The organism is Aurantimonas sp. E1-2-R+4 (genome assembly GCF_036549515.1).
GTDB lineage: Bacteria > Pseudomonadota > Alphaproteobacteria > Rhizobiales > Rhizobiaceae > Aurantimonas > Aurantimonas coralicida_A.
Window position 1 is genome coordinate 67,480 of record NZ_JAZHLK010000016.1, and the last position, 12,199, is coordinate 79,678.

The 12,199-nt window shown below is 63.1% G+C and carries 12 protein-coding genes; 8 read left to right on the forward strand and 4 right to left on the reverse strand.

Annotated features, from left to right (window positions below):
* Positions 1-17 precede the first annotated feature (17 nt).
* The 3 genes from VQ045_RS09645 to fabD all read right to left on the reverse strand — a co-directional run bounded on the left by VQ045_RS09645 (position 18) and on the right by fabD (position 2,147).
* On the reverse strand, positions 18-254 hold the full coding sequence (locus tag VQ045_RS09645; RefSeq protein ID WP_026358398.1) for an acyl carrier protein: 237 nt from the start codon (positions 252-254) through the stop codon (positions 18-20).
* Positions 255-432: 178 nt separating this feature from the next.
* Positions 433-1,170, reverse strand: a complete 738-nt coding sequence (gene fabG / locus VQ045_RS09650; protein ID WP_331829955.1) for a 3-oxoacyl-[acyl-carrier-protein] reductase — start codon at positions 1,168-1,170, stop codon at positions 433-435.
* A gap of 41 nt (positions 1,171-1,211) precedes the next feature.
* On the reverse strand, positions 1,212-2,147 hold the full coding sequence (gene fabD / locus VQ045_RS09655) for an ACP S-malonyltransferase (protein ID WP_327624605.1): 936 nt from the start codon (positions 2,145-2,147) through the stop codon (positions 1,212-1,214).
* A gap of 234 nt (positions 2,148-2,381) precedes the next feature.
* On the opposite strand from fabD, the gene VQ045_RS09660 reads away from it, so the two are divergent.
* The 8 genes from VQ045_RS09660 to alr all read left to right on the forward strand — a co-directional run bounded on the left by VQ045_RS09660 (position 2,382) and on the right by alr (position 11,694).
* Complete coding sequence (locus VQ045_RS09660; protein ID WP_331829956.1) at positions 2,382-4,475, forward strand: putative bifunctional diguanylate cyclase/phosphodiesterase; 2,094 nt, start codon at positions 2,382-2,384, stop codon at positions 4,473-4,475.
* 390 nt (positions 4,476-4,865) lie between these two features.
* Entirely contained in the window at positions 4,866-5,312 is a 447-nt protein-coding gene (rpsF, locus tag VQ045_RS09665; protein WP_327646437.1) for a 30S ribosomal protein S6, read from the forward strand.
* Positions 5,313-5,318: 6 nt separating this feature from the next.
* Positions 5,319-5,567, forward strand: coding sequence for a 30S ribosomal protein S18 (gene rpsR / locus VQ045_RS09670; RefSeq protein ID WP_206455025.1), 249 nt, complete (start codon positions 5,319-5,321; stop codon positions 5,565-5,567).
* 136 nt (positions 5,568-5,703) lie between these two features.
* Positions 5,704-6,675 carry a hypothetical protein gene (locus VQ045_RS09675; RefSeq protein WP_331829957.1) on the forward strand — a complete coding sequence of 324 codons (972 nt, stop codon included), beginning with the start codon at positions 5,704-5,706 and terminating at the stop codon, positions 6,673-6,675.
* A gap of 32 nt (positions 6,676-6,707) precedes the next feature.
* The gene (gene rplI / locus VQ045_RS09680) at positions 6,708-7,337 is read left to right on the forward strand and encodes a 50S ribosomal protein L9 (RefSeq protein ID WP_327646434.1); all 630 of its coding nucleotides are present in this window, start codon (positions 6,708-6,710) and stop codon (positions 7,335-7,337) included.
* Positions 7,338-7,535: 198 nt separating this feature from the next.
* Entirely contained in the window at positions 7,536-8,822 is a 1,287-nt protein-coding gene (locus VQ045_RS09685; RefSeq protein ID WP_327646433.1) for a cyclopropane-fatty-acyl-phospholipid synthase family protein, read from the forward strand.
* A 186-nt stretch (positions 8,823-9,008) separates the two neighbouring features.
* Positions 9,009-10,493, forward strand: coding sequence for a replicative DNA helicase (locus tag VQ045_RS09690; protein WP_327624611.1), 1,485 nt, complete (start codon positions 9,009-9,011; stop codon positions 10,491-10,493).
* Positions 10,494-10,503: 10 nt separating this feature from the next.
* Positions 10,504-11,694: an alanine racemase gene (alr, locus tag VQ045_RS09695; protein WP_331829958.1), complete on the forward strand. Its 1,191-nt coding sequence runs from the start codon at positions 10,504-10,506 to the stop codon at positions 11,692-11,694.
* Here the strand turns inward: alr and VQ045_RS09700 are convergent.
* Positions 11,687-12,007 (reverse strand): DUF1294 domain-containing protein, encoded by a 321-nt coding sequence (locus VQ045_RS09700; RefSeq protein WP_327646427.1) that lies wholly within the window; start codon positions 12,005-12,007, stop codon positions 11,687-11,689. The two genes, alr and VQ045_RS09700, sit on opposite strands and share 8 nt — an antisense overlap.
* Between the last annotated feature and the right edge of the window lie 192 nt (positions 12,008-12,199).

A 12,199-nucleotide genomic window follows, 5' to 3' on the forward strand; every position in this document is an offset into this window, starting at 1 on the left:
ACGCTCCGCCAGAAACGTCAGGCCTGGTTCTTTTCGATGAACTTCACCGCGTCGCCGACCGTCAGGATCGTTTCGGCGGCGTCATCGGGAATCTCCACGCCGAACTCTTCCTCGAAGGCCATGACGAGCTCGACCGTGTCGAGGCTGTCGGCACCCAGATCGTCGATGAAGCTCGCGTTCTCGGTGACCTTTTCCTGCTCGACGCCCAGATGCTCGACGACGATCTTCTTCACTCGCTCAGCGGTATCGCTCATGTTCAGTCCTCTATTGCGATTGGTGCTGCCGCTTTCGTTAGACGCGGGGCGGCGCTTTATCAAGCTTGGTGGTCCACAGTGTCGCGGTCCACCACAACGAAAACGGCAAAATCTCTTCTTGGTGGCGGGCGCTTAGCATGCTCCGTCGCGCGGGCCAAGCGTCGCGCACAGGGTCGTGTCAGATCATGGCCATGCCGCCGTTGACGTGCAGCGTCTGCCCAGTGACATAGGCCGCCTCGTTCGACGCCAGGAATACGGCCGCTGCGGCGATTTCGTCCGCTTCGCCCATCCGCTTCATCGGGATTGCCCCCATGATCGCGTCTTTCTGCTTGTCGTTGAGCTTGTCCGTCATGGCGCTGGCGATAAAGCCGGGTGCGATGCAGTTCACCGTGACCGAACGCGACGCGATCTCCTGGGCGAGCGATTTGGAAAACCCGATCATCCCGGCTTTCGCGGCGCAGTAATTTGCCTGGCCCGGATTGCCGGTGACGCCGACGATCGAGGTGATGTTGATGATTCGACCGAATCGGCGGCGCATCATCGGATGCGTCAGACCACGGGTGAGACGGAAGGCCGCGGTCAGGTCGATCTCGATGACGCTGTCCCAGTCTTCGTCAGACATGCGCACGAACAGCCCGTCGCGCGTCACCCCGGCATTATTGACCAGGATATCGACCCCTTGCATCTGGCTCTCGACCGTTTCGGCGAGCGCCTTCTGCTCGCTCCGATCCGCCAGATTGGCGGGAAAAACCGTCGCGCGATCTCCGAGTGACGCGGCGACCTCTTCCAGCTTCTCCCGACGGGTGCCGTGGAGACCGACGGAGGCGCCGGCGCCGTGAAGCGCCCTGGCGATCGCCTCGCCGATTCCGCCGCTGGCTCCCGTAACGAGCGCCTTGCGCCCGGTCAGATCGAACATCTGTGTCCCCTCTCTCGTTTTCGGTTCTTGCCGTCTGTGGATCAGCCGCCTTCGACAAAGGCCCGCACGTCCTCGGCGGTTCCAATGGCCTTCGCCTCGAGGCTGCGGTCGATGCGGCGGGCAAGCCCGGTCAGTACCTTGCCGCTGCCGATCTCGACGAGGCTGGTGACGCCCGCGCCCGCCAGCCACTCGACGCTTTCGCGCCAGCGGACCTGACCGGTCACCTGGCGAACGAGGCGGCCCCGTATTTCGTCCGGCTCGGATGTCGGGGTCGCGGTGATGTTGGAGACGACCGGCACGACCGGTGCGTCGATCCTGGCCTCGGCAAGGGCCTCGGCCATGCGATCCGCGGCCGGCTGCATCAGCCGGCAATGGAAGGGCGCGGAGACCGTGAGCGGGATCGCGCGCTTGGCGCCCCGCTCGGGCGCCAGCGCCACAGCCCGGTCGACGGCCGCCTTGTCGCCGGAAATGACGATCTGCCCGCCGCCATTGTCGTTCGCCGGTTCGCACACGCCGTCCTCGGCCGCGTCCTGGCAAAGCCGCGCAACTTCGCCCGCTTCGAGCCCTAAAATCGCAGCCATTGCCCCCCGCCCCGGCGGGACAGCCTGCTGCATGGCCAGACCGCGAATGCGCAAGAGCTTGGCTGTGTCGGCAAGCGTCAGTGCGCCGGCCGCCGTCAGCGCCGAATATTCGCCGAGCGAATGCCCGGCGACGAATTTCGCCTGACCGATCCCGAAGCCTTCCGACTCAAGCGCGCGGACTGCGGCCATGGAGACGGCCATCAAGGCCGGCTGCGCGTTCTGCGTCAGGGTCAGCCCGTCTTCGGGGCCCTCGAAGATCAGAGACGACAGTTTTTCGCCAAGCGCTTCGTCGACCTCCTCGAAGACCTTGCGACTATCCGGATAGGCGTCGAACAACGAGCGTCCCATGCCGACGCTCTGACTGCCCTGCCCTGGGAAGACCAATGCCATAGTCATGCGAGTACTCCCGATCATCCTCGTAACTGACGCTCGCAATGGTTTGGGGAAGGCGTCCCTGTCAAGGGCAGCGGCATTGGCGGCGAAGTATCGCAATAAAACGGTGGTGTGCGGGTTTGTACGATCAACTTAAGATTGTCTCAACGGAATCGGAAGAAAATATCAGTCGACCAACTTTGACGACACGATCACAGGTTTATCGATGGCGGAATCGACATTGAAAATACGCTTCAGATGAAGAAGGCGGATTGCGACCAGAGGCGCATCACGGCCGAGCACGCCATGATGCGCGAGATGCTGGATAACACGGACCACGGCGTCGTGCTCTATGATCACGATGCCGCCGAGGGCCAGGTCGTGGCCTTCTTCAACGCCAAGGCAGCGAGCTATATGGAGCTTCCTGCGGGTATGTTGCGGGTCGGTCTGCCGCGGCATGCCATCACCGCGTATTGCCAGCAACGCGGCGACCATCCCGACGACTTCATCTCGGCCGACCATCTTGCACGCGTGGAAAGCGGCACCGCAGTGGAGGTTCTCGCATGTCGCCCTTCCGGACGCCGGATTCTCGCGCGCTCCTTTCCCAGAACCGCCGAGGCTGGTTCGCTCACTCTCTATATCGACGTGACCCGCAGTATCGTCAGCGCGCAACGATTGCGCGAAAGCCGAGCGGAATACCGCGCCATGGCCGAGACCGCGCCAATCGGCTTCATTAAAATAGATGCGACGGGAAATGTGCTGTTCGCCAATTCCGCCGCGGGCGAGATGTTCGAGGGGGCCCCCTCCGGCACAGATCTCTTCGCGCGCATCAGGCCGACCGACGGCGAGTCTTTCGCAGACAAGATTCGCATGTCCCAAAGTTTCCAGGCCGAACTCAAAATGCCGTACCATTCGCGGCACCTGATCGTGGCGATGTCACCGTGGAACGGTGCTCACGTCGTCCCCGAACGCATGTTGGCGTTGACCGACGTCACGTCGCTGACCGTTGCCCGCAAGCAGATCGAGCATATGGCCCGACATGACCCCTTGACCGGGCTCGGCAATCGCACGCTTTTCGCGGAGACTTGGGCGAGATTGATGAACGGTGACGAGTGCCACCAAACCGTCGGCGCCATGATCACTGTAGATCTCGATCATTTCAAGCTTGTCAACGACGACTACGGACACGGGGTCGGCGATCTGCTGCTGCGAAACGTCGCCGAGCGCATCCAGTCGGGCTTGGAACGAAATGCAACGGCCTTCCGCCTTGGCGGTGACGAATTCGCGGTCGTCATCGAGAAGCCCAATCCGGGCGAATGCCTGGCGGTGGCGAAAGCGTTGGTGGGTCTCATTTCACAACCCTTTCCGATCGCCGATCTGACGCTGACCATCGGCTGCTCGGCGGGCATCGCCTCGATGCCCGAAGACGGCAGAACCGTCGACGATCTGCAACGAGCGGCCGACGTCGCGCTCTATCAGGTCAAGCGTAACGGCCGCGGCGGCGTCGCTCATTTCGACCCCGCTCAAGAACGGAAGATGGGCGAGCGACGGCGCCTGGAACTGGATTTGCGCCGGGCCGTCTCGGAGGAATCATTCACCCTCGTCTATCAGCCGCAACTGGACCTCCGGACGGGGCGGATCACCGGCATGGAAGCTCTGATCCGATGGGAAAACAAGCGCTTGGGACGGATGGTGCCGCCGTCGCAGTTTATTCCCATCGCCGAGAGCTGCGGACTGATCACGCTGATCGATCTGTGGGTGATCCGGAGCGCGGTCGAATGCATGCGTGCGTTCATCGATGCCGGCATCGAGCATCCCTTTACCTCGATCAACCTTTCGCCGATCTCGTTGGCACGTGAGGAAATCGTCAGCCAGTTAACCCACGCCCTTGAGATCCACCGGGTTCCCCCGAACCTTCTGGAGATCGAGATCACGGAAAGCGTGGCGATCACCGACAAAGAGCTGGTCGGGAAAACCCTGCTGGCCATCCAGAATGCAGGCATCAAAATCGCGATCGACGACTTCGGCGCCGGGCATACAAGTCTGGCATACATCCAGGCGCTTCCGATCAACCGCGTCAAGATCGACCGCTCGATCATCAATGGCATCGGACGGGACGAATCCACCCACGCCATCGTTGCCTCGATCCTCCACCTTTGCGGTCGACTGGGACTCAAACTCACAGCAGAGGGAATCGAGACGGCGGAACAATGGGAAGAACTGCGCGCCCTCGGCACGATCGAGGGGCAAGGTTTTTATCTGGGGCACCCGGAAGCACCCGAGGTCCTGCTCGAGCGACTGCGGCGAGAGAGGCCGAGCAGTTCGCCCTATCCTCACGTGGCAACCGCCTGACCTCCGAGCGCCCCGATGCAGTCCGCGCACCTGCGTCGGATGGACCTACCGACATGGCCCCAGCTTGACGCGCGTGCCGCGACGGCGCCGATAGCGGACGCGGCGTCGCCTCCATTGCTTCGATTTCAACAAGGGCTTGAAAATTCCGCGCAAACCGGATAGGTCCGCGACCGTCAATGCTTGGGTCTCAGCTGGGGGCTGAACGGAAGGCTGCCGGATTGCCGGCAACAGGATGCCGCAGGGCATCGGCTTCCCGTGTCTCCGCTCTCGACGCTCTCGTACAGGCGCCTTTCCAAATTGACCCGATCGTCGGGTTTCGCAGGGAAGTCGCAGAGGCTTAGCCGCTGTACCCAGGCAAAATGCGAACGAAACATGGAAAGGCGATAGCGCATGGCTCTTTACGAGCACGTATTCCTCGCGCGCCAGGACATCTCCAATCAGCAGGTCGATCAGCTCGTCGAGCAGTATCGTGGCGTGTTGGAGTCCAATGGCGGGTCGGTCGGCAAGGTCGAGAATTGGGGTCTGAAGACCCTGACCTACCGGATCAACAAGAACCGCAAGGCCTACTACACCCTTATGAACATCGACGCCCCGTCGGCGGCGGTCCAGGAAATGGAGCGCCAGATGCGCTTCAACGAGGACATTCTCCGCTACATCACGATCCGCGTCGAAGAGCACGAGGAAGGCCAGTCGGCCATGATGCAAAAGCGCGATGACCGGCCCCGCCGTGGCGGTCGCGATGATCGTGGCGGCCGCGAGGACCGTGGCGACCGCGGTCCCCGGCGCGATCGCGACGACGATCGCCCTCGCCGTCCCCGCGACAACGATTCGGAGTAGCCCCAGATGGTCGATATCGCTCAGCTTCCCACCCGCCGGCCGTTCCACCGCCGCCGCAAGTCCGATCCGTTCGCCGGCACCGATTCGCCGAAGATCGACTACAAGGACGTTCGTCTCCTGCAGCGCTATATTTCCGAGCGCGGCAAGATCGTCCCGTCCCGGATTACCGCTGTGTCGCAGAAGAACCAGCGCGCGCTTGCCCGTGCGATCAAGCGCGCCCGTTTCCTGGGTCTGCTTCCCTACCTGATCAAGTAGCAGCTTCTACTCGATCCGGGGCGGCATCTCGTGATGCCGCTCCGCTTCCCTCCGCGTCAGGCTGCGGACGGAATGTCATTCAGCCTAGTTGGGGCCGAGGCCTCTAACTGCCGCGAGCAGGACAGCGCAAGACGTCATGAAACCAGCCACCATCCTCATCGCCGTCGTATCGGGCCTTGCCAGCGCGCTTCTGTTCGCGGGGCTCGTGCTGGAGTCGACCTCGGCGATCAGTTTTGCCCTGGCGGCCCCCATCCCGATCGCCATTGCCAGTCTTGGCTGGGGTTCGGTCGCTGGCTTTATTGCGTCCGCAGTCGCCGGCATGACGATTTACGCCATTGCCCTGTCCGTCCCGAGCGCGCTGACCCTGTTCGGGACCATGGCGCTGCCGATGGCGGTCGCGGGCCACCTTGCCGGGTTGGCGCGGCCCACGGTCGAACCCATGCTGGCCAACGGCGCCGCTTCGACCGGCAAATCCGGGAGCAATCTCGACTGGTATCCCCTGGGGCGCGTGCTGTTCGCGATCTCGGCGATGGCGATTGCCGCTTGCCTGTTTCTCGGGTGGCTGCTCGGCTACGATCCGGACGGCTTCGTCCCGGCAGTCGTCGAGGCGCTCGGCCAGGGCGGCGGCCCAGGGATGGAGACGCTGAGCGAAACGCAATTGCGCGAGTTCGCGAAACTGGTCATCGCTCTCGTGCCTTACGTCCAGCCGGCGCTCCTGACCGTGACGCTCGTCAGCGGCCTTTATCTCGGCGCGGCCGTCGTGCGCGTATCCGGCCGCTTGCCGCGACCCAAGGATGACATCCCGTCGGCGACCCACTTGCCGAAAACAACCCTTCTCATCTTCGGCGTAGCGCTTGCGGTCGCCTTCATCGGCGGAACCATCGGCCTCGTCGCCGCCGTTTTCGTCGGCGCGTTGGGGGCCGCCTTCACCTTGGTGGGGCTGGCGAGCCTCCATCGTCGCACCCGGGGGCGCCCGGGCCGAGGCCTGGTGCTGTTTACGAGTTATGCGGCGATCCTGCTGCTGTCTTTCCCGATCGTGCTGTTCATGGCGCTCGGGCTCTTCGAAACCTGGCGCGGCCGACAAGGGCCGTCGCTCAGCCAATCCTGAACAACCGATCCCGATCCAGAAAGGACAAGATCATGGACGTCATTCTTCTCGAACGCATCGCCAAGCTCGGCCAAATGGGCGACACCGTAAAGGTGCGCAACGGCTTCGCCCGCAATTTTCTCCTGCCGACTGGTCGCGCGCTGCGCGCCAACGATGCCAACCGCGCGCGCTTTGAAGCGGAGAAGAGCCAGCTGGTAGCTCGCAACGAAGAGCGCAAGGGCGAAGCCAAGAGCGTCGCCGCGACGCTCGAAGGCAAGCGATTCGTCGTCGTGCGCTCGGCCGGCGAAACCGGCCAGCTCTATGGGTCGGTATCGACCCGCGACATCGCCGACATCCTCGCTGGCGAGGGCTTCAAGGTCGGCCGCAACGAGATCCAGCTCAACGAGCCGATCAAGCGGATCGGGCTGCACCCAATCACCATCGCGCTTCATGCCGAGGTCGAAGTCGAGATTTCGATCAACGTCGCCCGCTCTCCCGACGAGGCAGAGCGTCAGGCCCGCGGCGAGGAACTCACCTCCGCCGATGCCATCTACGGCCTCGACGAAGAGGAAAGCTTCGACGACGAGGAGCAGGAAGACGGCGAGGAGCGGGACGACGGCGAGGATGCTTCGGGCGAAGCGTCCGCTTCCGACGACACGGCAGAGAGCGACGAAGCTCAGTAGAACCGCGGGCTGACCGGCGCGATTTCAGCCGCGTTCGGCATGCAGTCAGCGTGAGAGTGTGAAAGGCTTCGCTTCGGCGGAGCCTTTTTTGTTGCCATTGGCGTCTTTGCACCTAAATCTAACAGCGCAGCTTATGTTTTCGCACTCCGGCGGCCATGAGTGGCCGCGGATTCTCTGGACCAAGGTCAGGGGATTTCGATGACGAACCGCGTTCTGTCTACCTATCTCTCCCACCTTTTTCGCTTCGGGAACCTGACCGTCACGGATCCGGATGGCCGTTCGTCGCGATGGGGCGACGGGACCGGCAAACCGTTGCACATTCGGTTCAATTCGAAGTCGGCGGAGTGGGGTGTCGCAATCAACCCCGGTCTTAAATTCGGCGAAGCCTACATGAATGGCGGCGTCGATATGGTCGAGGGCAGCATCTTCGACCTCCTCAGCCTGGTGTTCCGCAATGGCGGCAGCGATGCGGCGAACGAACCCTGGATGCAGGCGATCGCCCGGATGCGACTGCTCTATCGCCGCTATATCCAGAACAACACGCCGCAACGGGCACGCGCCAACGTCCATCACCATTACGACCTGTCGAGCCAGTTATACGATCTGTTCCTCGATACGGACCGGCAATACAGTTGCGCCTATTTCGAAGATCCGAATGCCAGCCTCGACCAGGCCCAGCTGGCCAAGAAGCGCCATATCGCAGCCAAGCTCTTCTTCGACCGGCCGGACCTGCGGACGCTCGACGTCGGCTGCGGCTGGGGTGGGCTCGGGCTGTATATGGCCCAGCACCTTGACGCGAAGGTGACCGGGGTCACGCTGTCCGACGAGCAGCTGGCGATCGCGCAACGTCGGGCTGCCGACTCGGGGCTTACCGGACACGCCGATTTCCGATTGGAGGACTATCGCGACACCCAAGGCCCCTTCGACCGGATCGTCTCGGTGGGCATGTTCGAGCATGTCGGTCTCGACTTCTATGAAGACTATTTCGGGCAATGCGCGCGTCTCCTCGACGACGACGGGGTCATGCTGCTGCACACGATCGGGCGAATCGAAGAGCCGGCGAACACCAACGCCTTCATCGGCAAATACATTTTCCCGGGCGGCTACCTGCCCTCCCTGTCGCAGGTGACGAAAGCCACCGAGCGCAGCGGCCTGATCGTCACCGACGTCGAAGTTCTCCGGCTGCATTATGCCGACACACTGCGGCATTGGCGGGAACGCTTCGAAGCCCGGCGCGAGGAGGCCAAGGCGATCTATGATGAGCGATTCTGCCGCATGTGGGAATTTTACCTCGCGGTGTCCGAAACGGCGTTTCGCTGGCAGGATCTCGTCGTGTTCCAGGTCCAGCTGACGAAGAAGCTCGATACCCTCCCGACCACGCGCGACTACATCTACGAAACCGAGACCCGGTTGCGGCAGAAGGAACAGGCTGCGGACCACGCTAGGCGTTCCGAATCATGGGGCGGCCGCAACGCGGCGGAGTAACCAGCGCGGTTTTGCGCGCAATCTGGTGTCAACGTGCGGCGGATTTTATCCCCGGAGTTATGCACAGCGCTTCACAGGTTTCAGCGAACCCATTCATATCGTCGCAAGAGTGCCAATTTGCTAGGATCACGGCGGTCCATGGTGTAGTCCGAGCACATCCTGAAACGGCGGTAGAGGTCACGCGGCATGGCGGATGCGGCGCGTAAAATCGATGACGAAACGGCGTTGTATCGTGAGGCTCCGAGCAACATCGAGGCCGAGCAGGCGTTGCTCGGCGCCATGCTGGTCAACAACGACGCCTATTATGTCGTCCACGACTTTCTGAAACCCGACCACTTCTTCGAGCCGCTGCACCGGGAGATCTTCGGCAAGACGTCCGAGATGATTCGGATGGGCAAGATCGCCAATCCGGTGACGATCAAGACGTTCCTCGCGGCCAACGACAAGGTGGGCGATTTCACCGTCGCACAATATCTCGCGCGGCTTGCCGCCGAGGCGACGACCATCATCAACGCCACCGACTACGGTCGGGCGATCTACGATCTGGCGATTCGCCGCTCGCTGATCCGGATCGGCGAGGATGTGGTCAACATCGCCTTCGACGCGCCGCTCGACATGGAGCCGAAGAGCCAGATCGAGGACGCGGAGCGCCGCCTGTTCGAGTTGGCCGAGACCGGCCGCTACGACGGCGGCTTCCAGTCCTTCACCGACGCGGTGACGCTGGCCGTCCAGATGGCCACCGCCGCCAAGGACCGCGATGGCGGCCTCTCCGGCGTTTCCTCGGGCATTATCGGGCTCGACGGGCGCATGGGCGGGCTGCAGGCCTCCGATCTGATCATCCTCGCGGGCCGTCCGGCCATGGGCAAGACCTCGCTCGCGACCAATATCGCCTTCAACATCGCGGCCGCCTACGAGCCGGCCGAGCAGGCGGACGGCAGCTTCAAGGCGAAGAATGGCGGCGTCGTCGGTTTCTTCAGCCTGGAAATGTCGGCCGAACAGCTCGCCACCCGCATCATCTCCGAACAGACCGAGATCTCCTCGTCGAAAATCCGGCGCGGCAACATCAACGATCAGGAACTCACCAAGCTGATCGGCTGCTCGGAGATGATGCAGAAGCTGCCGCTTTATATCGACCAGACCGGCGGTATCTCGATCGCGCAGCTTTCGGCCCGCGCCCGGCGTCTAAAGCGGCAGCGCGGGCTCGACGTAATGATCATCGACTATGTCCAGCTGATGCAGGGCTCCAGCCGGACCCAAGGCAACCGCGTCCAGGAAATCACCGAGATCACCACCGGCCTCAAAGCCCTGGCCAAGGAACTGAACGTGCCGATCATCGCCTTGTCGCAGCTCTCGCGACAGGTGGAAAGCCGCGACGACAAACGGCCGCAGCTCTCCGATCTGCGCGAATCCGGTTCGATTGAGCAGGACGCCGACGTGGTGATGTTCGTCTATCGCGACGAATATTACCTCGCCAACCGGGAGCCGAAGCCGGGCACCGACGAACATTTGAAATGGGAGCAGGCCCTGAACGACGCGCGCGGCAAGGCCGAGGTGATTATCGCCAAGCAGCGTCACGGCCCGACCGGAACCGTTCCCCTCGCCTTCCAGGCCGAATACACGCGCTTCACCGATCTCGCGGACGACAGCTATCTTCCCGAGCGGTTCGAGTAGTCTCCTGACGATGCCGCTTTTCCCGATCCCGGCCAGCGTGAGGCCGGACCGCATGCCGGTCGTCGAGATCGACCGCGCCGCGCTGATCGCCAACTGGCGGATGCTGGATTCCCGCAATCCCGGCGCCCGCACTGGCGCGGCGGTCAAGGCGAACGGCTATGGTCTTGGCGCCGCCGAGGTCGCAGCGGCGTTGTCGGAAGCCGGCTGCCGCGACTTCTTCGTCGCCTGGGCCGAGGAAGGCGCCGCTTTGCGCGACTCGCTGGACCGGTTGCCGGCCAACGCGTCGACCGCGTCTGCGGCGCCTCGCATCTACGTGCTTCAGGGCCTGGAGCCCGCTACGGTTCCGCTTCATCTGGCGCGAAACCTGACGCCGGTGCTCTCGACGCCGGATGACATCGCCGTATGGCGCGAGGGGATGCGCGCGACCGCACGCAGAGCGCCCGCCGCGGTGCAGCTCGAAACCGGCATGAACCGGCTCGGCCTCGGAACCGAAGATGCCCGCTTGGCCGCCGACTTCGCCGCCTCCGACCAGCTCGACCTGTGCCTGGTCATGAGCCATCTGGCCTCCGCCGACGAGGCGACATCGCAGAGCGCCGAACAGCTTGATCGGTTTCGGACGCTCGCCAAGCTGTTTCCGTCGGTTCCCCGATCCTTTGCCAATTCCGCCGGTGTCTTTCTCGGCCCCGACTACGCCTTCGATCTGACACGGCCGGGCATCGCCCTGTATGGCGGCGAGGCAGGCCCCAGATCGTCGGAAGCGGTCAGGACCGTCGCGCGGCTGACCGCCTCGGTTCTCCAGGTGCGAGTCGCCAAAACCGGCGAGGCGGTTGGCTATGGCGCGGCGGCAAGGCTGAGCAGAGATACCCGAATCGCTACCGTCGGCATCGGCTATGCCGACGGCTACCACCGTGCCGCGTCGGGCGCCGGCGTGGGGATGCGTCAGCTGCGGCCCGGAGCCGAGGTAATACTCGCCGGCCGGCGGGTCCCTGTGCTCGGTCGAGTCTCGATGGACCTCACCCTGCTGGATATCACCGACCTTCCCGAAGATGCCGTCCGCCCCGGCGCGCGGGCGGAATTCTTCGGCCCGGACATGCCGATCGACGCGGTGGCGACAGCCGCCGGCACCATTGCCTATGAATTGCTGACTGGCCTCGGGCCGCGGGTGAATCGGCGCTGGCCAAGCGACGGCACATTCAGCTGAGTTGCTGACCCATCCAGAGGCGAATCTGGTCGGATCCGAAAAGCAGCACGGCGACCCCCAAGCCTGTGATCACGACAAGATGCAGGAACGCGATCGCGTTCAGCCATGTGCGGAAAGGCTCTTTGTGGGTCTTGTGGCGAATGATTCGCTGGGCGGAAATGGCGCCGATGCTGCCACCGAGGAGGGCAAGACGCAGGAGGCTTTTCTCCGGTATGCGTCTTGCGCCGGCTCTCGCTTTGGCCTTGTCGAAAACGAAGGCGAAATAGGCAGCGATGTTGATCGCCAGGAAATATAGTCCGATCCACAACGCCATTTGATCGTCTTTCGAAGAATGTCCGATTGGCGAAAAGCGCCTTCCAAGCGCTGTCTTGCGCCGGCTTATCGGCAATCTAAGTGTCTGAATCAGAATGAAGGTAGCGTTTTCAATGCCTTGCGAGCCGTCGGGTGAGCATGCGGATGTTTGCGATGAAGACCCAGGCCTGGGCGGAAGCGATGGTGCGTTCGA

Bases quoted from the DNA above. Each gene is read 5' to 3' on its own strand.
- rplI (WP_327646434.1), top strand. From the start codon at position 6,708: ATGGACGTCATTCTTCTCGAACGCATCGCCAAGCTCGGCCAAATGGGC.
- VQ045_RS09690 (WP_327624611.1), top strand. From the start codon at position 9,009: ATGGCGGATGCGGCGCGTAAAATCGATGACGAAACGGCGTTGTATCGT.
- VQ045_RS09645 (WP_026358398.1), bottom strand. From the start codon at position 254: ATGAGCGATACCGCTGAGCGAGTGAAGAAGATCGTCGTCGAGCATCTG.
- alr (WP_331829958.1), top strand. From the start codon at position 10,504: ATGCCGCTTTTCCCGATCCCGGCCAGCGTGAGGCCGGACCGCATGCCG.
- VQ045_RS09685 (WP_327646433.1), top strand. From the start codon at position 7,536: ATGACGAACCGCGTTCTGTCTACCTATCTCTCCCACCTTTTTCGCTTC.
- rpsF (WP_327646437.1), top strand. From the start codon at position 4,866: ATGGCTCTTTACGAGCACGTATTCCTCGCGCGCCAGGACATCTCCAAT.
- VQ045_RS09675 (WP_331829957.1), top strand. From the start codon at position 5,704: ATGAAACCAGCCACCATCCTCATCGCCGTCGTATCGGGCCTTGCCAGC.
- rpsR (WP_206455025.1), top strand. From the start codon at position 5,319: ATGGTCGATATCGCTCAGCTTCCCACCCGCCGGCCGTTCCACCGCCGC.
- VQ045_RS09700 (WP_327646427.1), bottom strand. From the start codon at position 12,007: ATGGCGTTGTGGATCGGACTATATTTCCTGGCGATCAACATCGCTGCC.
- fabD (WP_327624605.1), bottom strand. From the start codon at position 2,147: ATGACTATGGCATTGGTCTTCCCAGGGCAGGGCAGTCAGAGCGTCGGC.
- VQ045_RS09660 (WP_331829956.1), top strand. From the start codon at position 2,382: ATGAAGAAGGCGGATTGCGACCAGAGGCGCATCACGGCCGAGCACGCC.
- fabG (WP_331829955.1), bottom strand. From the start codon at position 1,170: ATGTTCGATCTGACCGGGCGCAAGGCGCTCGTTACGGGAGCCAGCGGC.